Annotated in this window: 15 protein-coding genes and 1 tRNA gene; 2 read left to right on the top strand and 14 right to left on the bottom strand. The window is 73.5% G+C overall.

The features are described from left to right. Window positions 1-31: 31 nt before the first annotated feature. On the top strand, window positions 32-1324 hold the full coding sequence (gene serS / locus ACIPW5_RS36815; protein WP_401254889.1) for a serine--tRNA ligase: 1293 nt from the start codon (window positions 32-34) through the stop codon (window positions 1322-1324). Between the two features lie 118 nt (window positions 1325-1442). Here the strand turns inward: serS and ACIPW5_RS36810 are convergent. The 11 genes from ACIPW5_RS36810 to bldG all read right to left on the bottom strand — a co-directional run bounded on the left by ACIPW5_RS36810 (window position 1443) and on the right by bldG (window position 17454). Continuing rightward, window positions 1443-1516, bottom strand: a tRNA-Thr gene (locus ACIPW5_RS36810). Window positions 1517-1619: 103 nt separating this feature from the next. Further along, the gene (locus ACIPW5_RS36805; protein ID WP_401254886.1) at window positions 1620-3152 is read right to left on the bottom strand and encodes an alpha/beta hydrolase; all 1533 of its coding nucleotides are present in this window, start codon (window positions 3150-3152) and stop codon (window positions 1620-1622) included. 190 nt (window positions 3153-3342) lie between these two features. Then, on the bottom strand, window positions 3343-4554 hold the full coding sequence (locus ACIPW5_RS36800; RefSeq protein WP_401254883.1) for a DNA polymerase III subunit delta': 1212 nt from the start codon (window positions 4552-4554) through the stop codon (window positions 3343-3345). A gap of 105 nt (window positions 4555-4659) precedes the next feature. Then, window positions 4660-7938, bottom strand: coding sequence for a dTMP kinase (gene tmk, locus ACIPW5_RS36795; protein ID WP_401254881.1), 3279 nt, complete (start codon window positions 7936-7938; stop codon window positions 4660-4662). 150 nt (window positions 7939-8088) lie between these two features. Beyond that, window positions 8089-10914 (bottom strand): type I DNA topoisomerase, encoded by a 2826-nt coding sequence (gene topA / locus ACIPW5_RS36790; RefSeq protein WP_401254879.1) that lies wholly within the window; start codon window positions 10912-10914, stop codon window positions 8089-8091. A gap of 276 nt (window positions 10915-11190) precedes the next feature. Continuing rightward, window positions 11191-11388: a hypothetical protein gene (locus ACIPW5_RS36785; RefSeq protein WP_401254877.1), complete on the bottom strand. Its 198-nt coding sequence runs from the start codon at window positions 11386-11388 to the stop codon at window positions 11191-11193. A gap of 126 nt (window positions 11389-11514) precedes the next feature. Next, a complete protein-coding gene (locus ACIPW5_RS36780; RefSeq protein WP_401254874.1) occupies window positions 11515-13029 on the bottom strand; it encodes a methyltransferase in 1515 nt (504 codons plus the stop codon). Window positions 13030-13155: 126 nt separating this feature from the next. After that, window positions 13156-13716 (bottom strand): small secreted protein, encoded by a 561-nt coding sequence (locus tag ACIPW5_RS36775; protein ID WP_401254871.1) that lies wholly within the window; start codon window positions 13714-13716, stop codon window positions 13156-13158. 172 nt (window positions 13717-13888) lie between these two features. Next, window positions 13889-16291, bottom strand: a complete 2403-nt coding sequence (locus ACIPW5_RS36770) for a sodium-translocating pyrophosphatase (RefSeq protein ID WP_401254868.1) — start codon at window positions 16289-16291, stop codon at window positions 13889-13891. Between the two features lie 277 nt (window positions 16292-16568). Beyond that, window positions 16569-17009: an ATP-binding protein gene (locus tag ACIPW5_RS36765; protein ID WP_401254866.1), complete on the bottom strand. Its 441-nt coding sequence runs from the start codon at window positions 17007-17009 to the stop codon at window positions 16569-16571. 103 nt (window positions 17010-17112) lie between these two features. Beyond that, the gene (gene bldG, locus ACIPW5_RS36760) at window positions 17113-17454 is read right to left on the bottom strand and encodes an anti-sigma factor antagonist BldG (RefSeq protein ID WP_007264942.1); all 342 of its coding nucleotides are present in this window, start codon (window positions 17452-17454) and stop codon (window positions 17113-17115) included. Between the two features lie 82 nt (window positions 17455-17536). Here bldG and ACIPW5_RS36755 point away from each other — a divergent pair, with 82 nt between their 5' ends. Further along, window positions 17537-19984 (top strand): DEAD/DEAH box helicase, encoded by a 2448-nt coding sequence (locus ACIPW5_RS36755; RefSeq protein ID WP_401254863.1) that lies wholly within the window; start codon window positions 17537-17539, stop codon window positions 19982-19984. Here ACIPW5_RS36755 and ACIPW5_RS36750 read toward each other — a convergent pair. From ACIPW5_RS36750 to ACIPW5_RS36740, 3 genes are all read right to left on the bottom strand, one after another. Beyond that, a complete protein-coding gene (locus ACIPW5_RS36750; protein WP_401254860.1) occupies window positions 19956-20429 on the bottom strand; it encodes an Rv3654c family TadE-like protein in 474 nt (157 codons plus the stop codon). The two genes, ACIPW5_RS36755 and ACIPW5_RS36750, sit on opposite strands and share 29 nt — an antisense overlap. Window positions 20430-20500: 71 nt before the next feature. Further along, window positions 20501-20878: a TadE family type IV pilus minor pilin gene (locus ACIPW5_RS36745; RefSeq protein WP_401254858.1), complete on the bottom strand. Its 378-nt coding sequence runs from the start codon at window positions 20876-20878 to the stop codon at window positions 20501-20503. Further along, window positions 20865-21062: a DUF4244 domain-containing protein gene (locus ACIPW5_RS36740; RefSeq protein ID WP_401254856.1), complete on the bottom strand. Its 198-nt coding sequence runs from the start codon at window positions 21060-21062 to the stop codon at window positions 20865-20867. Before ACIPW5_RS36740 ends, ACIPW5_RS36745 begins: the two co-directional genes overlap by 14 nt. Window positions 21063-21081: the final 19 nt, after the last annotated feature.

The raw sequence follows: 21081 nt of genomic DNA, 5'->3' as shown, positions 1-21081 counted from the left end.
TCCCACTCTCCGGTGAAGAAGGACCTCCCCCATGCATGATGCCCGCGCCCTGATCGACATGGGTGCCGAAGCGGTTCGTCGGCTCGCCCGTCGCGGCTACTCCCTGGACCTGTCCCGGCTGGAGGACCTCCAGTCCCGGCGCAACCAGGGCATCCGCTCCGCCGACGAACTGCGGGCGGAGTCCAAGCGGGTGGCGAGCGAGGTCCAGCAGACGGCCAAGCAGGGCGGCGACATCTCCGCGCTCAAGGAGCGCGCCCGCGAACTCAAGGACCAGATCCGCGACATCGACACCGAGCAGGAACAGGTCCAGGACGAACTGCGCGACCTCCTCCTGACCATCCCGAACCTCCCCGACGACGCCGCCCCCGACGGCGACTCCGAGGAGTTCGCGGTCGAGGTCCGCCGCGTCGGCACCCCGCCCGTCTTCTCCTTCGAGCCGAAGGACCACGTCGACCTCGGCGAGGCCACCGGCATCCTCGACTTCGCCCGCGCCACCAAGCTCTCGGGCCCCCGCTTCGCGGTCTCCCGCGGCGCCGGCGCCGCCCTGGAACGCGCCCTGGCCGCCCTCTTCCTCGACCTCCACACCCGCCGCCACGGCTACGTCGAGCACTCCGTCCCGTACCTGGTCACCCGCAAGACGATGACCGGCACCGGCCAGCTGCCGAAGTTCGAGGAGGACCTGTTCAAGACCGGCGTCGCCGACCGCGAGCTCTTCCTCATCCCCACGGCCGAGGTCCCGCTGACCAACCTCTACGCCGACGAGATCATCCCGCCGGCCGAACTGCCCCTGGCCCTGACCGCGCACACCCCGTGCTTCCGCTCCGAGGCCGGCTCCTACGGCCGCGACACCCGCGGCCTGATCCGCCAGCACCAGTTCGCCAAGGTCGAGATCGTCAGGATCGTCGACCCGGAGACCGCGGACGCCGAACTGGAGACGATGGTCGGCCACGCCGAGGCCTGCCTGAAGGAGCTCGGCCTCGCCTACCGCGTGGTCAGGCTGGCCGCCGGCGACACGGGCTTCTCCGCGCAGCTCACGTACGACATCGAGGTCTGGATCCCGAGCCAGAACACGTACCGCGAGATCTCCTCGGTCTCGAACTTCGGCACCTTCCAGGCCCGCCGCGCGAACATCCGCACCCGCGGCGAGCACGGCAAGCCCAAGCTGGTCGCCACCCTCAACGGCTCCGGCCTGCCCATCGGCCGCACCCTGGCCGCGCTCCTGGAACAGTGCCAGCAGCCCGACGGCTCCCTCACCCTGCCCGAATCCCTGGCCCCGTACCTCGGCTTCCGCCACATCACCCCGAACGGCACCCCCCAGCCCTGACCCCACCCCCCGCGCGCCCCGGCCCACCGGGGCCGCGGGCCGTCTCCGCTCCCGATCGGGAGCTGCCCGCGCAACAGAAAGAGCCAGGTCAGACAATGTCTGACCTGGCTCTTCTCTGAGCCGCCTTCGGGATTCGAACCCGAGACCTACGCATTACGAGTGCGTTGCTCTGGCCAACTGAGCTAAGGCGGCACCGCCGGGAGACAAGAATTCCCTGGGAGGGAGGCTCTCATCAGCAGCGGCGCCAAGTCTACAGGGTTAAACCGGGTGCCCCGAACCGGGGCGGGCGGGCGGGTCAGCAGCGTTTGCCGGCCGCCGGGGGGAGGCCTTCCAGGAGGTAGCGGTTGATCGCCGTGTCGATGCAGTCGCTGCCGCGGCCGTACGCCGTGTGGCCGTCGCCGTCGTAGGTGAGGAGGGTGCCCGAGTCGAGCTGGCCGGCCAGGGCCTGGGCCCACTGGTACGGGGTCGCCGGGTCGCGGGTCGTGCCGACCACCACGATCGGGGCCGCGCCCGCCGCCTTCAGGGGCTTCGCCGTGCCCGTCGCCTTCACCGGCCAGTACGCGCAGTTCAGGGAGGCCCAGGCCAGGCCCGTACCGAAGACCGGCGAGGCCTTCTCGAAGGAGGGCAGCGCGGCGTCGACCGCCTCGGGGCCGCTGAAGGCGGGCGGCTGGTCCAGGCAGTTCACGGCCGCGTTGGCGTACATGAGGTTCGCGTACGAGCCGTCCGCCCCGCGCTCGTAGTAGCTGTCGGCGAGGGCCAGCAGGCCGGCGCCGTCGCCGTCCATCGCGGCGGTGAGGGCCTCCCGCAGCTGCGGCCAGGCGCTCTCGTCGTACAGGGCGGCGATCACGCCCGTCGTCGCGAGGGCCTCGCCCAGCGGGCGGGCCGGGTCGCCCGAGGGGACCGGCTGGGCGTCGACCTTGCGGAAGAACTCCTTCAGGCGCTGCGCCACCTCGTCCGGGCCGCCCCGGCCGAGCGGGCAGTCGGCCTGCTTCGCGCAGTCCTTCGCGAAGGAGCGGAAGGCGGTCTCGAAGCCCGCCGTCTGGTCGCGGTTCAGGTCGAGGGCCGACCGGGACGGGTCCATCGCGCCGTCCAGGACCAGCCGGCCCACGTGGCCCGGGAAGAGGTCCGCGTACGTGGCGCCGAGCAGGGTGCCGTACGAGGCGCCGACGTAGTTCAGCTTCTCGTCGCCCAGGACCGCGCGGAGCATGTCCATGTCCCGGGCGGCCTCGACGGTCGAGACGTGTGGCAGCACCCGCTTCGAGCGGCTCTCGCAGCCCTTCGCGAACTCCTTGAACGCGGCCACCAGCTTCGCGCGTTCCGCCGGGTCGTCCGGGGTCTGGTCCACCTGGGTGAAGCGGTCCATCTCCGGCCCGGTCAGGCACTCGACCGGGCTGCTGCGGGCCACGCCGCGCGGGTCGAAGGAGACCATGTCGTACTGGGCGCGCACGGCGGCGGGGTAGCCGATGCCCGCGTACGCCTGGAGGTAGCCGATGCCGGAACCGCCGGGGCCGCCCGGGTTGACCAGCAGGGAGCCCAGCCGCTTGCCCGGGCCGGTCGCCTGCTTGCGGGCCACCGCGATCTCCACGTCCTGCCCGGAGCCGGGGTCCGCGTAGTCCAGCGGCGCCTTCATGGTGGAGCACTGGAAGCCGGGGACACCGCAGTCGCGCCAGCTCAGCTTCTGGCCGTAGTACGGGCGCAGGGCGTCCGGGACCGCGGTGGGCTCGGCCGAGGCCGCCACCTCGGGGCCCCCGGTGGTGCACCCGGAGACCAGCAGCCCGGCGGCTGCGATCACGGTTCCGGCGGTACGCAGCAGGCGGCTGGTGTCCATGCGGCGAGCCTACGTGCTGCCGACGGCCCCCGTCGGGCGCGCGGGATCCCGGCGGCCGGCGGCCGAACGCCCGCCGACCGGGCGGCTGCCGGGCTCCGGGCGGGCGCCCGGTCCCGGGCGGGCCCCCGCGGCGGTCCGCCCGGGACCGCTCGTACGGGTGAACCGGCGCGCGCACCGGGCCCGCGGAGGGTCAGCCCGCGCGGAGCGCCATCGTCATGGCCTCCACCGCGAGCAGCGGCGCCACGTTCCGGTCGAGGGCCTGCCGGCAGGCGATGATCGCCTCGATGCGCCGCAGCGTGCGCTCGGGGCCCGAGGCGCGGGCGATCCGGTCGAGGTCGGGCCGGACGTCCTCGTTGGCGATGGCCACCGCCGAACCGAGCTGGAGGGCCAGCACGTCCCGGTAGAAGCCGGTGAGGTCGGTCAGGGCGAGGTCGAGGCTGTCGCGCTGGGTCCTGGTGCGGCGGCGCTTCTGGCGGTCCTCCAGCTCCTTCATCACCCCGGCGGTGCCGCGCGGCAGCCGGCCGCCCGCGCCCGCTCCGGCGCCGAGCGCGGCCCTCAGCTCCTCGGTCTCCTTGGTGTCGACCTCTTCCGCGACCTGCTTGGCGTCCTCCGCGGCCGCGTCCACCAGCTCCTGGGCGGCCTTGAGGCAGCCGCCCACGTCGTCCACCCGCAGCGGCAGCTTGAGGACGGCGGTGCGCCGGGACCTGGCGGCCTCGTCGGTGGCGAGCCGGCGGGCCCGGTCGATGTGGCCCTGCGTGGCGCGGGCGGCGGCCGCCGCGGCGGCCGGCTCCACGCCGTCCCGGCGCACCAGGACGTCGGCCACCGCCGCCACGGACGGGGTGGTCAGCGTCAGGTGCCGGCAGCGGGAGCGGATCGTGGGCAGCACGTCCTCCAGGGAGGGCGCGCACAGCAGCCACACCGTCCGCGGAGCGGGCTCCTCCACGGCCTTGAGCAGGACGTTCCCCGCGCCCTCGGTGAGCCGGTCGGCGTCTTCCAGGACGATGACCTGCCAGCGCCCCACGGCGGGCGAGAGCTGGGCCTGCCGGACCAGGTCGCGGGTCTCCTTCACGCCGATGGACAGCAGGTCGGTGCGCACGATCTCCACGTCGGCGTGGGTTCCCGCCATGGTGGTGTGGCAACCGTCGCAGAACCCGCAGCCCGGTTCGCCGCCGAGAGTGCGGTCCGGGCTGACGCACTGGAGGGCCGCCGCGAAGGCGCGGGCGGCGGTGGCCCGGCCGGAACCGGGCGGGCCGGTGAACAGCCAGGCGTGCGTCATCTTGGACGCGGGCGGCGGCGGGGTCCCCTGCGCGGCGGCCGTGACGAGGGCGTCGGCGTCCCGGGCTGCGGCGGCCAGCTGCGCCTGTACGCGGTCCTGGCCCACCAGGTCTTCCCACACGGGCATGCCGCCCACCGCCTTTCACTCTCCGTCGACACTGCCTGCTCACATTGTGGCGCCCGCCACCGACAATCCCCGCCCGCGGTCACGTTCCGTGATCCGCGGGGCCCGTCAGCGGCGGCGGCGCGGCCTGCCCCGGCCGTCGGCTTCGTCCTGGCCGTCCTCGTCGTCCCGGCGCGGGCCCAGCAGCTCGTCCGCCAGCGTCGGCAGGTCGTCCATCGGGGTCGCCTCCGCCCAGTCGGACGGGGCCCGGCGCTGCCCGCCGTCGTCGCCGATGACGGGGAGCTCGCGGGTCACGTCGTTCCCGGAGTCCCGGAAGATGCCGGGCGGCACCCGGTCGGCCGGGGCCTCGTGCGAGTGGGGTGCCGTCGGCCGCTCCGCGGGGCGGGTCCGCTCGGAGCGCGTCTCCCGGACGTCGCCGTCGGGGCGCACGGGCGGGAGGACGGCCGTCTCGTCCAGCGGGCGCGGGGCGCGCGGGTCGATCTTGGGCACCGGAACGGTCTGGGTCACGTCGTCGGGCCGCACGAACCGCCGGACCACCGGGGTCTCGACCGTGACGGCCTCGTCCGGCAGCGGCTCCTTGCGCATCTCGACCTTCGGCGCGGGCCGCCCGGCGGACTCCGCCGCCGGGGCCTGCGCGGCCGCGGCACGGGCCTGGGCCTCGGCCTCGGTCCGGGCCTGCGCCTCGGCGCGCTTCCGGGCCTCGGCACGCTCCTCGGCCGCAGCCCGCTCCTCGGCGGCCGCCTGGGCCTCGGCCGCGGCACGGGCCTCGGCGGCACGGGTCGCCTGCTCGGCGGCCGCGGCGGCGGCTGCGGCCTCCGCGAGCCGGCGCGCCTCCTCGGCCCGCAGCAGGGCCTCCTCCGCACGCCGCTGCTTCTCCACCCGGCGCTCCTCGGCCTCGGCACGCAGCCGGGCCTCCTCCGCCTCCTGGAGCCGGATCCGCTCCCGCTCGGCGGCGAGGGCCTTCTCCTCGGCCTGCACGCGCAGCCGCTCGGCCTCCGCCCGGGCCCGGGCCTCCTCCTCGACCCTCAGCCGCTCCTCCTCGGCGCGGCGGGCCGCCTCGGCCTCGGCGCGCAGCCGGGCCTCCTCGGCCTCCCGGGCCAGGCGGGCCTCCTCCTCGGCCTTCAGCCGGGCTTCCTCCGCCTTGCGCGCGGCCTCCTCCTCGGCCTTGCGCCGGGCCTCCTCCTCCGCGAGCCGGCGGGCCTCGATCTGCGCGGCCACCTCGGCCTCGGACAGCGGGAGCATCCGGTCCAGCCGGTGGCGCACCACGGTGGTCACCGAGCCGGGGTCCTGACCTGCGTCGACGACGAGGTAGCGCCCGGGGTCGGCGGCGGCGAGCGTCAGGAAGCCGGCCCGCACCCGCTGGTGGAACTCGGTCGGCTCGGACTCCAGCCGGTCCGGCGCCTCCGTGAACCGCTCCCGGGCGGTCTCCGGGGAGACGTCGAGGAGCACGGTCAGGTTGGGCACGAGGCCGCCGGTGGCCCAGCGGGAGATACGGGCGATCTCGGTCGGGGACAGGTCGCGCCCGGCACCCTGGTAGGCCACCGAGGAGTCGATGTAGCGGTCGGTGATGACCACCGCACCGCGCTCCAGGGCGGGCCGGACCAGCGAGTCCACGTGCTCCGCGCGGTCGGCGGCGTACAGCAGGGCCTCGGCGCGGTTCGACAGCCCGGCGGAGGAGATGTCCAGCAGGATCGAGCGGAGCCGCTTGCCGACCGGGGTGGCCCCCGGCTCGCGGGTCACGACGACCTCGTGGCCCTTGCTCCGTATCCAGTCGGCCAGCGCCTGCACCTGGGTGGACTTGCCGGCCCCGTCGCCGCCCTCCAGGGCGATGAAGAACCCGGTCGCGGACGGGGCCTGTACGGGCTCCCCGCCGCGCAGCGCCTCCCGCAGGTCGCGGCGGAGCGGCACGCCGCCCCGGTCGTCGGCCTTGGCGAGGACCACCACCGCGACGGGCAGCAGCAGCGCGCCGGCCAGCATCAGCGCGTAGGCGGCGCCGCCATAGGCGTGGCCGACCTCCCCGCCGCCGAGGCGGTGCGGGCCGATCGCCGCGGCCACCAGCGGGGCGGCGACCGCCCCGAGGGCGACCGCCACGCGGGCCACGGCCTGCAGGTGCTCGGTGACCCGGGCCCGGCGGAACTCCTCGGTCTCCTGGTCGAGCAGGGTGTGTCCGGTGTTGGCCGCCACGCCCGCGGCGGTGCCCGCGAGCAGCGACAGGAAGAGCACGGTCGCCGTGTCGGAGACCAGCCCGGTCAGCAGCAGCGCCAGCCCGGCCACCGCGATGGCCAGGGCCAGCAGCCGGCGCCGGGAGAGCGCGGGCAGCACCTTGCCGGCCTGCGTGGCGCGGATCCCCAGCCCGGTGCCGCCGACGAGGGCGAGCACCAGCAGGGCGTACGCGGACGGCCCGCCGCCCAGGTCGAAGGCGTGCAGCACGGACACGGACGCGGCGAAGGCGACGGCCCCGGCGACGGCGGCGCAGGCCGCGACGAGCAGCCGGATCGCGCCCGTACGGCCCTTCTCGGGCCGGTCGCCCGCCCTGGGGGCCCGCAGGCCCTCCAGCGGGGAACGCGGCCTCGGGGTCTTCACGGCGGGCAGCGTCAGCGGCACCAGCAGCGAGACGGACGCGGCGAACAGCCCGGCGGCGACGTAGGAGCCCAGCGCCGCCTGGTTCGCGGCGAACCAGTCCACGCCCAGGGCCAGCGCCCGCCCGGTCAGCGTCGCGGCGAGCAGCGCGGCGGCCGCCGCGGGCATCGCGGCGAAGCCGGTGCGCAGCGAGAGCCGGCGCAGGGCGTCGAGGTGGTCGGGGAGGGGCCGTACGGTCGCCCCCTCCGGCGGCGGCGCGGGCAGCAGCGCGGGGGCGGCGCTCTCCTTGGCCAGGGTCCACACCCGCTCGGCGGCACCGGAGACGAACACGGTGGCGAGCAGTGCGGTGGTGGCCTGTGCCGGGATCCAGTCGAGCCACAGCGGGGCGACGACGAACAGGGCGATCCGCAGTCCGTCGGCACCGACCATCGTCCAGCGGCGGTCGAGCCTGCCTCCGGGGGCCGTGAGCTTGGCGAGCGGGCCGAGCAGGACCGCCCCGAACAGGACGGTGGCGAGGACGCGCACCGCGAAGACGGCGGCGACGGCGAAGGCCGCGCCCCGGTAGCCGCCGCCGAAGAGGCCCTCCGGGGCGGCGGTGACGGCCGCCTGGAGGGTCAGCAGCACCAGCACCAGCAGGGCGAGGGCGTCACCGATGCCGCTCACCAGCTGGGCGCTCCACAGCCGGCGCAGCCCGGGTGTGCGCAGCAGGGCGCGCACCGCTCGCTCGCGGGAGTCCGCGGCCAGGGCTTCGTCGTAGGTGGGCTTGTCGGAGTCGGTCACGACCGTCGGCTGCTCGGCTCGCGTCATCCGCCCAGCCTATCCGCTGCGCCTTGCCGTTGCGGGGGCCTGTGGACGACGCCGGGTGTGACCCGGGACCCACCTTGCGGGGCCCCGGTCGAGGGCACCGCCCCGCCCCGGTCGGCGGCACCGCCCCGGCCGGGGCGGTGCCGCCGTCGGCTACTCGTCCGCCGGGGCGGAGGCGGCCGCCTTCTTCGCCGCCGCCGTCGTCTTCTTCGCGGCCGTCTTCTTGGCGGCAGCCGTCGTCTTCTTGGCCGCGGCGGTCTTCGTCGCCGCAGCCTTCTTCGCCGGAGCCTTCTTGGCGGGCGCCTTCTTCGCGGGGGCCTTCTTCGCGGTCTTCTTCGCCGGCCCCTTGGCCCGCTTCTCCGCGAGCAGCTCGTAGCCCCGCTCCGGCGTGATGGTCTCGACGTCGTCGTCCCGCCGCAGCGTCGCGTTCGTCTCGCCGTCCGTCACGTACGGGCCGAAGCGGCCGTCCTTGACCACGACCGGCTTCTCGCTCACCGGGTCCGTGCCCAGTTCCTTCAGCGGCGGCTTGGCCGCGGCCCGGCCCCGCTGCTTCGGCTGCGCGTAGATCGCGAGGGCCTCGTCGAGGGTGATCGAGAACAGCTGGTCCTCGGTCTCCAGGGAGCGCGAGTCCGTGCCCTTCTTCAGGTACGGGCCGTAGCGGCCGTTCTGGGCGGTGATCTCCACGCCCTCCGCGTCGGCGCCGACCACGCGCGGCAGCGACATCAGCTTCAGGGCCTCGTCGAGGGTGACCGTGTCCAGGGACATCGATTTGAAGAGCGAGGCCGTCCGCGGCTTGACCGCGTTCTTGCCGGTCTTCGGCGTGCCCTCGGGCAGGATCTCCGTCACGTACGGACCGTAGCGGCCGTCCTTGGCGACGATCTGGTTGCCGCTCACCGGGTCGGCGCCCAGCTGGAACTCGCCGCTCGGCTTCGCGAAGAGCTCCTGCGCGTACTCGACCGTCAGCTCGTCCGGAGCCAGGTCGTCCGGTACGTCGGCCCGCTGGTGGCCCTCCGCGTCCTTCTCGCCGCGCTCCACGTACGGCCCGTAGCGGCCGACGCGCAGCACGATGCCGTCGCCGACCGGGAAGGAGGAGATCTCCCGGGCGTCGATCGCGCCGAGGTCCGTGACCAGCTCCTTCAGGCCGCCGAGGTGGTCGCCGTCGGCCGGTACGACCTCCGAGGCGTCCTCCGAGCCGAAGTAGAACCGCTTCAGCCACGGCACGGACTGGGCCTCGCCCCGCGCGATGCGGTCGAGGTCGTCCTCCATCTTGGCGGTGAAGTCGTAGTCGACGAGCCGGCCGAAGTGCGTCTCCAGCAGGTTCACCACGGCGAACGACAGGAAGGACGGCACGAGGGCCGTGCCCTTCTTGAAGACGTAGCCGCGGTCGAGGATGGTGCCGATGATCGACGCGTACGTCGACGGGCGGCCGATCTCCCGCTCTTCCAGCTCCTTGACCAGCGAGGCCTCGGTGTAGCGGGCCGGCGGCTTGGTGGAGTGGCCGTCGGCCGTGATCTCCTCGGCCGTCAGCGCGTCGCCCTCGGCGACCTGCGGCAGCCGCCGCTCGCGGTCGTCGAGCTCGGCGTTCGGGTCGTCCGCGCCCTCGACGTAGGCCTTCATGAAGCCGTGGAAGGTGATGGTCTTGCCGGAGGCGCTGAACTCGGCGTCCCGGCCGTCCGACGCCCGGCCGCCGATCTTCACGGTCACCGAGTTGCCGGTCGCGTCCTTCATCTGGGAGGCGACGGTCCGCTTCCAGATGAGCTCGTACAGGCGGAACTGGTCGCCGGTCAGACCCGTCTCGGCGGGAGTGCGGAAACGATCACCCGAAGGACGGATCGCCTCGTGCGCCTCCTGCGCGTTCTTGACCTTGCCCGCGTAGACGCGCGGCTTCTCCGGCAGGTAGTCGGCCCCGTAGAGCTGGGTGACCTGTGCCCGGGCCGCCGTCACCGCGGTGTCGGAGAGCGTGGTGGAGTCCGTACGCATGTAGGTGATGAAGCCGTTCTCGTACAGCTTCTGCGCCACCTGCATCGTCGCCTTCGCACCGAAGCCCAGCTTGCGCGAGGCCTCCTGCTGGAGCGTCGTCGTACGGAAGGGGGCGTACGGGGAGCGGCGGTACGGCTTGGACTCGACCGAGCGGACGGCGAACGAGGTCTCGGCCAGCGCGGCGGCCAGCGCCCGCGCGTTCGCCTCGTCGAGGTGCAGGACCTCGCTCTTGAGCTGCCCGTTCGCGCCGAAGTCGCGGCCCTGGGCGACGCGCTTGCCGTCCACCGTGTTCAGCCGGGCGACCAGGGTCGACGGGTCGGAGGCGTCACCGGCGCGGCCGGTGCCGAAGGTGCCGGTCAGGTCCCAGTACTCGGCGGAGCGGAAGGCGATGCGCTCGCGCTCGCGCTCGACGACGAGGCGGGTGGCGACGGACTGGACGCGGCCGGCCGACAGCCGCGGCATGACCTTCTTCCACAGGACCGGCGAGACCTCGTAGCCGTAGAGGCGGTCGAGGATGCGGCGGGTCTCCTGGGCGTCGACCATGCGCTGGTTCAGCTCGCGCGGGTTGGCGACGGCGTCGCGGATCGCGTCCTTGGTGATCTCGTGGAAGACCATCCGGTGGACGGGGACCTTGGGCTTCAGGACTTCCTGGAGGTGCCACGCGATGGCTTCGCCCTCGCGGTCCTCATCGGTGGCGAGGAAGAGTTCGTCGGACTCGGCGAGCAGGTCCTTGAGCTTCCTGACCTGCGCCTTCTTGTCCGCGTTCACCACGTAGATCGGCGCGAAGTCGTGCTCGACGTCCACGCCGAGGCGGCGGACCTCGCCGGTGTACTTGTCGGGGACCTCGGCCGCGCCGTTCGGGAGGTCGCGGATGTGCCCGACGCTCGCCTCGACGACGTATCCCGGGCCGAGGTAGCCCTTGATCGTCTTCGCCTTGGCAGGGGACTCGACGATGACGAGTCGGCGGCCGCCCTTTGCGGTCTCGCTAGTCGGGGACAACTTGGCTCTTCTCTCCGGTCGGCACGGTCGGCACACGGTCGCGGTACGGCGACGCTGCGGAGTGTGACGGTACAACCCGCCCCCGTGTCAAACGGCACAAGCCCGCAACGGCCACTCGAACGGTAACCCGACAAGTGCCATTTCTGCCGCCCGGATGCCGCGCCGGGACCCTCGCGGTCACCGGCCAGAGTGGTCCGGGGGCCGTCTGGCCCCGCCCCCGCACCGGTCGCGACGTCGGGTTTCACACCCGGGTGGAAAGCTCCGGCGGAGTCCGCCTCAGACGTGCTGGAGGCACCAGACGCCGAGGGCCAGGGAGCCCGCGCCGGCCAGTACGGCCAGCGGTACGGCCACGACGGGGCGCACGCCTTCAGCCACCGGCGCGCGGTGCCAGGCGCGCGCCCCCGTCCAGACCAGCAGAGCGGCTCCGAACAGCAGGAACACGGCTGCCGCGAAGATCGCCGGACCGCGTTCCATACCGTTCCCCTTTTCCCCCGGGCCGCTCGGGGATCCCCCCGGGTCCCCCGCTGCCCGGGAGCCTGCCAGCCGAGGGGGTACACCAGGCGAACCCCGGGTTACATCACGGCGCCGAAGCGCCGCCGGCTACTGGGCGGGGCCCTGGACGGGCTCCAGGAACCCCTGCTCGACCAGCAGCCGGATCGCCTCCGGGGTCCGGTCCCGCAGCACGACGGGGTCCTCCTCCACCAGCTGGGCGATCGCGTCCAGGATCCGGCCCGCGCTGAGTGAGCCGTCGCACACGCCGGCGAAGCCCGCGCCGACCGTGTCCACCTTGGTGGCGCGGCGCATCCCCCGGTTCTGCCGGAGCACCACGTGCTCGGGGTCCTCCGCGCCGGGCGCGCCGACCTGCTCCTGCACGACCTCCGCGGTCAGCTGGAAGTACCCCGCCAGCAGGGCCGCGTCGTCGTGGTCGCGCAGGTAGTCCCGGCGGGCGAAGTGCGCGAGGACCGCCTCGCCGAGGGGCTGCTCCACCGAGTGCGGCCACTCCTCCACCACGACGGAGGGCTCGGCCGCGTCCGTACGGCGCAGGGTGATCCAGCCGAAGCCGACGGCCTTGGTCTTGCGGGCCTCGAACTCGTCGAGCCAGTCCTCGTACCGGGCGGCGTACTCGGCCGGATCCGTGCGGTGGTCGCCCGCGTCGCGCAGCCACAGCTCCGCGTACTGCGTCACGTCCTGCACGTCACGCTGCACGATCCAGGCGTCGCAGCCGCGCGGCACCCAGGAGCGGACCCGGTCGTGCCAGTCCTCCCCCTCCACGTGCTGCCAGTTGCCGAGGAACTGCGCGTACCCGCCCGGGTTGAGATGGGCCCCGGCCTGCTGGACCAGGGTCCGGCACAGGTCGTCGCCGCCCATGCCGCCGTCCCGGTACGTGAGCCGCGCGCCGGGCGAGATCACGAAGGGCGGGTTCGACACGATCAGGTCGTACGTGCTGTCGCCGACGGGCTCGAACAGCGAGCCCGCGAGCAGTTCGGCCTCCGGCGCCCCGGAGAGGGCCAGCGTCAGACGGGTGAATTCCAGGGCGCGGGGGTTGACGTCGGTCGCCGTGACCCGGGTGGCGTGCTGGGCGGCGTGCAGGGCCTGGATCCCGGAACCGGTGCCGAGGTCGAGGGCGGACCCGACGGGGACGGGCACGGTGATCCCGGCCAGAGTGGTGGAGGCACCGCCGACGCCGAGGACCACGCCCTCCTCGCGGCTGCCGATCCCGCCGGCGCCGCCCACGGCGCAGCCGAGGTCCGAGACGATGAACCAGTCCTCGCCGTCGGGGCCGCCGTACGGGCGTACGTCGACGGTGGCGTGCACCTCGTCGCCCTCACGGCGCAGCCAGCCGTCGGCGAGGGCGCCCTCGACGGGCATCACGGCGGCGGCGTGCACGTACGGCTCCGGCTGCTGGAGCAGGAAGAGCCGGATCAGGCTCGCGAGCCCGCCGTCCTGCGCCCCGCGGGTGGCGCGCAGTGCGGGGACCGTCTCGCTGCGGGCCAGCGCGGCGTAGGCGGGCGCGCCGAGCAGGTCGAGCAGTCCGTCGGCGGTGAACCCCGCGGCGAGGAACGCCTCGCGGAGCTCGGCGGCGTGGTCGGGCTTGGGAAGGCTGGTGGTACTCACCCGACCATTGTGGCCGCTGGGGCCGGTATTGCGTACGAGCCCGGGCGCGCGACGGGCGGCCGGATCCGCTGGGATCCCGGCCGCCCGGACCGCGCGGGGCGCGGGGTGTGCGGAGCTCGGGGAGGGTCAGCTCTTCTCGGGGGTCGCGACCTGGCAGCCCTTCTGGCTGTAGATCACCTTGAGGCCCGTCGAGTTGAGCTTCTCCTTGGCCGCCGTCTCGTTGGCCGCGACCTCGGTGAGCCCGCCGGCGACGCCCTGGAGGCCCTCCGCGAACTTGCCCTGGTCCTTCGGGTCGAGCCCGTCGATCTTCGTCTTGAGGTCGGTGTAGCTCTTGGAGATCTCGCCGTAGCTCTTGACCACGGAGTCCGCCGCGGGCTTGCCGTCCTTGACGGGCGGTTCACCGGCCGCCGTCAGGGCGCCGCCCATGGTCTTGTAGGCCTCGGAGAGCGTCTGGAAGGCGGCCGAGTCGGTCTTCTGGACCTCCTCGGGCTTGCTGCTCGTGGAGGCGACCCGCTTCAGCTCGTCGTTGGTCGTCTTGATCTTGGTGAGCTCTGGCTCCCACTTGTCGCAGACCTTCTTGGCCCAGGCGTCGGCCTTCTTGTCGCCGTCGTCCCCGCCGCCGCAGCCGGACAGGACGAGCATCAGTACCGCACCGCCGGACACTGCGGCCGCAAGCTTCTTGTTCACCGGATTGGTCCCTTCGAAGGCTCTCGGCCGGAAGATACACGCCCGCCATCAGGGCACGCACAAAGGCGGACAGACGGCGCGTCAGTCCGCGCCGCCCGTCCGCCGTTCGGGCGCATCTTGGAGCCGGTGGGCCCGCGTGGCCCCGGGAGCCGGGCTCAGGGGCCCGGGTGCGTCAGGAGACCACCGCCGGATCGGCCGACTGGGCCACCCGCTCCGCGTTCGCGCTGCCGCCGTCCTCGCCGACCGCGATGCCGCGGCGCTTGGAGACGTACACCGCGCCGACGATCACCGTGAGCGCGACCACCGCGACGACGGCCCGTACGACCGCGCTGGTGTCCGGGCCGTAGCTGAACTGCACGACCGCGGGGGCGATCAGCAGGGCCACCAGGTTCATGACCTTCAGCAGCGGGTTGATGGCCGGGCCCGCGGTGTCCTTGAACGGGTCGCCGACGGTGTCGCCGATGACGACCGCGGCGTGGGCCTCGCTGCCCTTGCCGCCGTGGTGGCCGTCCTCGACGAGCTTCTTCGCGTTGTCCCACGCGCCGCCGGAGTTGGCGAGGAAGACCGCCATCAGCGTGCCGGTGCCGATGGCCCCCGCCAGGAAGGAGCCGAGCGCGCCGACGCCGAGGGTGAAGCCGACCGCGATCGGGGTGAGCACGGCGAGCAGGCCGGGCGTGGCGAGCTCCCGCAGCGCGTCCTTGGTGCAGATGTCGACGACGCGGCCGTACTCGGGCTTCTCGGAGTAGTCCATGATCCCGGGGTGCTCGCGGAACTGGCGCCGCACCTCGTAGACGACGGCGCCCGCGGAGCGGGACACGGCGTTGATGGCCAGGCCCGAGAACAGGAACACCACGGCCGCGCCGAGGATCAGGCCGACCAGGTTGTTGGGCTGGGCGATGTCGAGGCTGAGGTTCATCTCCCCGGCCTTGGCACCGACTTCCTTGACCGCGCCCGTGATGGCGTCGTTGTACGAGCCGAAGAGCGCGGCCGCGGCCAGCACGGCGGTGGCGATGGCGATGCCCTTGGTGATGGCCTTGGTCGTGTTGCCGACCGCGTCCAGGTCGGTGAGGACCTGGGCGCCCGCGCCCTCGACGTCGCCGGACATCTCGGCGATGCCCTGGGCGTTGTCCGAGACGGGGCCGAAGGTGTCCATCGCGACGATGACGCCGACGGTGGTCAGCAGGCCGGTGCCGGCCAGGGCGACCGCGAAGAGCGCCAGCATGATCGACGTGCCGCCGAGCAGGAAGGCCCCGTAGACGCCGAGGCCGATGAGCAGGGCCGTGTAGACGGCGGACTCCAGGCCGACGGAGATGCCGGCGAGGACCACGGTGGCGGGTCCGGTCAGCGAGGACTTGCCGATGTCCCGGACGGGACGGCGGTTGGTCTCGGTGAAGTAGCCGGTCAGCTGCTGGATCAGGGCCGCGAGCACGATGCCGATGGCGACGGCGACCAGCGCCAGGATCCGCGGGTCCCCGCTGTGGTTGGAGATCGCGGCGTCCTCGACCCCGACGAGCTCCTTGTAGGTCGCCGGGAGGTAGCTGTAGACGGCGATCGCGACGAGCGCGAGGGAGATCACGGCGGAGATGAAGAAGCCGCGGTTGATCGCGGTCATCCCGCTGCGGTCGGTGCGGCGCGGGGCGACCGCGAAGATGCCGATCATGGCGGTGATGACGCCGATGGCGGGCACGATCAGCGGGAAGGCCAGGCCCAGGTCGCCGAAGGCGGCCTTGCCGAGGATGAGCGCGGCCACCAGGGTGACGGCGTAGGACTCGAAGAGGTCGGCCGCCATCCCCGCGCAGTCGCCGACGTTGTCGCCCACGTTGTCGGCGATGGTCGCGGCATTGCGCGGATCGTCCTCCGGAATGCCCTGCTCGACCTTGCCGACCAGGTCGGCGCCGACGTCGGCGGCCTTGGTGAAGATGCCGCCGCCCACGCGCATGAACATCGCGATCAGGGCGGCGCCCAGGCCGAAGCCCTCCAGGACCTTGGGGGCGTCGGCGGCGTAGACCAGGACGACGCAGGAAGCGCCGAGCAGGCCCAGGCCGACGGTGAACATGCCGACCACGCCACCGGTCCGGAAGGCGATCTTCATGGCCTTGTGGGCCACGTCGGTCAGGTCCTTGGCGGGTTCGCCCTCGGCGGGGGTGGCCTCGCGGGCGGCCGCGGCGACGCGGACGTTGGCGCGGACCGCGAGGCGCATGCCGATGTAGCCGGTGACGGCCGAGAAGATCGCGCCGACGAGGAAGAAGGCGGAACGTCCCGCCCGCTGCGTCCAGTCGTCGGCGGGGAGCAGGAAGAGCAGGAAGAAGACCACCACGGCGAAGACGCCGAGGGTGCGCAGCTGGCGGCCGAGATAGGCGTTGGCGCCCTCCTGCACGGCTGCGGCGATCTTCTTCATGCTGTCGGTGCCCTCGTCGGCGGCGAGGACCTGGCGGACCAGGATCTGCGCGACGACGAGGGCGGCCAGCGCGACGCCCGCGATGACGAAAACGATGACGCGGTTGTCATCGGTGAGTACTGCGGCTGCCAGATCATGTGCGTGATCCGGAGCGAAAGGGGTGAAGAGCCCCGTCATTCGTCCTCCTTGACGTGATGAGCTCAAGATGTGGACGGATTGTAGGGAGCGCGACCTGATCAAAACAGTGCGCGCGAAACGGAATTGGCGCGCTCTCGCTCCTCAGCAATAGATCACGTCACTCCATTACCCTCGAAAGAAGTAATGGGGCAAAGCCATTGACGGTTGATCAGCGATCTAGGAGCTTTCCCCGGAAAACGAAAAAGGCCCTGCTCAGCAGGGCCTTGGTAAAGATCGGAGGAATGGGCGAAGATCGGAATATAGGGCCGGGAGCGCGCTACGGAAGATCGGGGGACGCGGCCACGGGCCAGCTCATCCGGATCGTTCCGCCCGATTCCCCACTGGTCACCGAGACGTCGTCGACCAGCCCGCTGATCACCGCGAGCCCCATCTCGTCCTCCTCGTCCGTGTCCGGGTCGAGGACGGCGGCGATGCCCGGCACCGCCTCCGCCGAACCGCCGGCCGGCCCGGGCACCTCGTCGCCGACCTCGATGGAGAACGACTTCTCCTCCTCGGTCAGCACGACGCGCACGGGCGCGGTCAGGCCGTTGCTGCGGTGCAGTCCGACGGCACGCGAACAGGCCTCGCCCACGGCGAGGCGGACCTCGTCGAGGACGGCCTCCTCCACTCCCGCCCGGCGCGCCACGGCGGCCGCGACGAGGCGGGCCGTCCGGACGTGTTCGGGCTGGGCGCTGAAGCGCAGTTCAACGGTGGCCATGTGCGTCCCCCTCGGACTACGGGCGTGCCTTGACAGGGGCCCGGACCACCCATGGCCCGGTACCCCCGCTCCTGGACGGCTCCCCGGTGTCGGGAGCCGTACGTCAGTCGGTGGCCTGGACGGCGTCTTCCACCGAGGTGTGGATCGGGAACACCTTGGTGAGACCGGTGATCCGGAAGATCTTCAGGATGCGCTCCTGGTTGCAGACCAGACGCAGCGAGCCCTCGTGCGCACGCACGCGCTTGAGGCCTCCCACGAGCACACCGAGGCCGGTGGAGTCGAGGAAGTCCACTCGCTCCATGTCGACGACCAGGTGGTAACTGCCGTCGTTCACCAACTCCACCAACTGCTCGCGCAGCTTGGGCGCGGTATACACATCAATCTCGCCACCGACCTCTACGACCGTGCGGTCGCCGACAGTGCGAGTCGACAGGGACAGGTCCACGGATCCTCCAGCACCTTGCTATCGAGCGGCGCCCCCCAGGGGCCTCCCCACCCGAAGGTAGGGGAGGGGATCGGCTGCCGCGATGGCATTCAATCACTTACCGGCAGGCGCGCACGACGCCTTGGGACCATTGTCCCGCACGCCAGTGACACACTCGGTTCCAATGGCCAACACTCACCGCCCCGGTCCGCCCACGGCACCAGCCGATCCACGACCCGCTCCCGGCACGGTCCTGGACCGCCTGTCACGGGGGCCTTCCCGGGCTGCGCGCATCACCCATACGGAGCACTTGCCCCCTCGGGAGGGCCGTCATGCGGTCTGGCCCCATCGCATCCGAACGGATGTCGTAGCCGCGATCCGCGACGCGGGGATCGACCATCCGTGGGAACACCAGGCCGCGGCCGCCGAGCACGCCCTGGACGGCGAGTCCGTGGTCGTCGCCACCGGAACCGCCTCCGGGAAGTCCCTGGCCTACCTGGCCCCCGTGCTGTCCGCCCTGGCGGACGGCGCCGAGGCGCCGAACGGACGGGGTGCGACCGCCCTCTACCTGGCTCCGACCAAGGCTCTGGCCGCCGACCAGCGGCGGGCCGTCCGCGAACTGGCCGCACCCCTGGGGAACGCCGTGCGCCCGGCCGTGTACGACGGGGACACCCCCGTCGAGGAGCGCGAGTGGGTGCGCCAGTACGCCAACTACGTGCTGACCAACCCCGACATGCTGCACCGGGGGATCCTGCCCTCCCACCCCCGCTGGTCCTCCTTCCTGAAGGCCCTGCGCTACGTGGTCGTCGACGAGTGCCACAGCTACCGCGGGGTGTTCGGCTCCCACGTCGCCCAGGTCCTGCGGCGGCTGCGCCGGCTGTGCGCCCGCTACGGCTCCGAACCGGTCTTCCTGCTGGCCTCCGCCACCGCCGGCGACCCGGCGGTGGCCGCGTCCCGGCTGACCGGCGTACCGGTCACCGAGATCACCGACGACGCCTCCCCTCGCGGCGAGGTCGTCTTCGCCCTCTGGGAGCCGCCGCTGACCGACCTCCGGGGCGAGAAGGGCGCCCCGGTGCGCCGGACCGCCACCGCCGAGACCGCCGACCTGCTGACCGACCTGGTCGTCCAGGGCGTGCGGACCGTGGCCTTCGTCCGCTCCCGGCGCGGAGCCGAGCTGATCTCCGTGATCGCCCAGGAGCGGCTCGCGTCGGTCGACCGGTCCCTGCCCGGGCGGGTCGCCGCCTACCGGGGCGGCTACCTGCCCGAGGAGCGACGGGCCCTGGAGCGGGCCCTGCACTCCGGGGAGCTGCTGGGCCTGGCCGCCACCACCGCCCTGGAGCTGGGCGTGGACGTCTCCGGCCTGGACGCCGTGCTGATCACCGGCTACCCCGGCACCCGGGCCTCGCTGTGGCAGCAGGCCGGGCGCGCCGGACGCTCCGGGCAGGGCGCCCTGGCCGTGCTGGTCGCCCGGGACGACCCGCTGGACACCTACCTGGTCCACCACCCCGAGGCCCTGTTCCGCCAACCGGTGGAAGCCACCGTGCTGGACCCCGACAACCCGTACGTGCTGGCCCCGCACCTGTGCGCGGCCGCCGCCGAGCTGCCCCTGACCGAAGCCGACCTGGACCTCTTCGGCCCCGCCGCGAGCGGCCTCATGCCCCAGCTGGAGGCTGCGAAGCTGCTGCGGCGCCGGGCCACGGCCTGGCACTGGACCCGCCGCGAGCGCGCCTCGGACCTGACCGACATCCGCGGCGGCGGGGGCCGCCCGGTGCAGATCGTGGAGGCCTCCACCGGCCGGCTGCTGGGCACCGTCGACGAAGCCGCCTCCCACACCGCCGTCCACGACGGCGCCGTCCACCTCCACCAGGGCCGCACCTACCTGGTGAAACACCTGGACCTGGAGGATTCCGCCGCCCTGGTCGAGGAGGCGAACCCGCCCTTCTCCACCACGGCCCGCGACACCACCTCCATCTCCATCCTGGAGACCGAGACCGAGATCCCCTGGGGCGCGGCCCAGCTCTGCTTCGGCTCCGTCGAGGTCACCAACCAGGTCGTCTCCTACCTGCGCCGCAAGCTGGTCACCGGCGAGGTGCTCGGCGAGGCCAAGCTCGACCTGCCGCCGCGCACCCTGCGCACCCGGGCCGTGTGGTGGACGGTGACCGAGGACCAGCTGGACGAGGCCCGGATCGGCCCGGAGATCCTCGGCGGCGCCCTGCACGCCGCCGAGCACGCCTCCATCGGCCTGCTCCCGCTGTTCGCCACCTGCGACCGCTGGGACATCGGCGGGGTCTCCGTCCCGCTGCATCCGGACACCCTGCTGCCCACGGTCTTCGTGTACGACGGCCACCCGGGCGGCGCCGGCTTCGCGGAGCGGGGCTTCCAGACGGCCAGGGCCTGGCTGACCGCCACCCGGGACGCCATCGCCGCCTGCGAGTGCGAGGCGGGCTGCCCCTCCTGCATCCAGTCCCCCAAGTGCGGCAACGGCAACGACCCCCTCCACAAGCGCGGCGCCCTACGCCTCCTCACCCGCCTCCTCTCCACGGCCCCCTGACCGGCACCCCGAAGCCCGGCCCGGACCCGAAGGACCCCGCAGCCCCTGGACCGGCGGGACCGGCGGGACCGGCAGGGGCGCCAGGCCCTGCGGAACCGGCAGGGCCCGACGGGGAGGCAGGGCCGGGCCAGGCGGCGGGGGCGGCCGCCGGGGGACCCGCCCGGGCGGCGGCCTCGGGGGTGAAGGGGCCGGCCCGGACGCCGGCCCGGACCTCGGCCACCTCACCGCCGACCTCGCAGACGGCCAGCACCGCCCCCTGGGCCCCGGCCACCCGCCGGGCCGTCGCACAGGCCCGCTCGGGGCCGTGCGCCCAGCTCGCGGCCGCCGCCAGGGCCGCCAGATCGGCCGCCGCACCCGCCCGGTGGCGGGCCACCACCGCCTGCCCGAGCAGCAGCACGCCCCCGAACACCGCCACCAGCACCGCCGCCACCACGGTGGCCCACACTGTCGCGACCCCCCGGTCCCGCCCGGCGCGCCACGCCCGGCCCCGCCCCCGGGCCCACGCACGGTCCCGGCTCACGACGGCGGCCCCACGCTGTCCTCCGCCAGCGCCACCGCACTCGCCCCGAGCCGTACCGGCAGCCCGCCCGGCCCCGGCGCCGGAGCGGCCACCCGGACCCGCCACAGGTCGCCGGACCGCTCCACTTCCACCTCCGCCCCCGGCGGGGCGGCCTCCCGGGCCGCCGCCACCGCCGCCGCCACGGGCTCGGACCGGGCCGCCGCACGGGCACCCGCCCGGGCGGCGTCCACACACCGGATCTGCGCGGCCGCCGCCATCAGCGCCCACACCAGCAGCGCCGCGAACAGCACCAGAGCCGGAATGACCACAGCCGCCTCGGCCGTCACGTAACCGCGGTCGGCGATTCCCGGCCGCTTTCGCTCAGAAGGGCGCATCGAGAGCCTTCCCGATGACCGACTGGAGGGCCGCCGACACCGCGTCGCTCGTCACCACCTTGTACAGGACCGCAGCGAACGCACACGCCGCGATCGTGCCCATGGCGTATTCCGAAGTCGACATTCCCGCATCACCCCCACGCCCCTTCAGCACCGCCCGCAACCGAATACGGATGATCCTCATGACAACCTCCTGTGGGATT

It is taken from the genome of Streptomyces sp. NPDC090077 (assembly GCF_044747545.1).
Classification (GTDB): domain Bacteria; phylum Actinomycetota; class Actinomycetes; order Streptomycetales; family Streptomycetaceae; genus Streptomyces.
Note: the sequence above shows the minus strand (reverse complement) of the source record. Positions and strands in the feature narration are given on the sequence as shown.

What these genes read in the sequence shown, in the direction of transcription:
- serS (WP_401254889.1), top strand. Translation starts at nt 32, where the DNA reads ATGCATGATGCCCGCGCCCTGATCGACATGGGTGCCGAAGCGGTTCGT.
- ACIPW5_RS36805 (WP_401254886.1), bottom strand. Translation starts at nt 3,152, where the DNA reads ATGGACACCAGCCGCCTGCTGCGTACCGCCGGAACCGTGATCGCAGCC.
- ACIPW5_RS36800 (WP_401254883.1), bottom strand. Translation starts at nt 4,554, where the DNA reads ATGCCCGTGTGGGAAGACCTGGTGGGCCAGGACCGCGTACAGGCGCAG.
- tmk (WP_401254881.1), bottom strand. Translation starts at nt 7,938, where the DNA reads ATGACGCGAGCCGAGCAGCCGACGGTCGTGACCGACTCCGACAAGCCC.
- ACIPW5_RS36785 (WP_401254877.1), bottom strand. Translation starts at nt 11,388, where the DNA reads ATGGAACGCGGTCCGGCGATCTTCGCGGCAGCCGTGTTCCTGCTGTTC.
- ACIPW5_RS36770 (WP_401254868.1), bottom strand. Translation starts at nt 16,291, where the DNA reads ATGACGGGGCTCTTCACCCCTTTCGCTCCGGATCACGCACATGATCTG.
- ACIPW5_RS36765 (WP_401254866.1), bottom strand. Translation starts at nt 17,009, where the DNA reads ATGGCCACCGTTGAACTGCGCTTCAGCGCCCAGCCCGAACACGTCCGG.
- ACIPW5_RS36755 (WP_401254863.1), top strand. Translation starts at nt 17,537, where the DNA reads ATGGCATTCAATCACTTACCGGCAGGCGCGCACGACGCCTTGGGACCA.
- ACIPW5_RS36745 (WP_401254858.1), bottom strand. Translation starts at nt 20,878, where the DNA reads ATGCGCCCTTCTGAGCGAAAGCGGCCGGGAATCGCCGACCGCGGTTAC.
- ACIPW5_RS36740 (WP_401254856.1), bottom strand. Translation starts at nt 21,062, where the DNA reads ATGAGGATCATCCGTATTCGGTTGCGGGCGGTGCTGAAGGGGCGTGGG.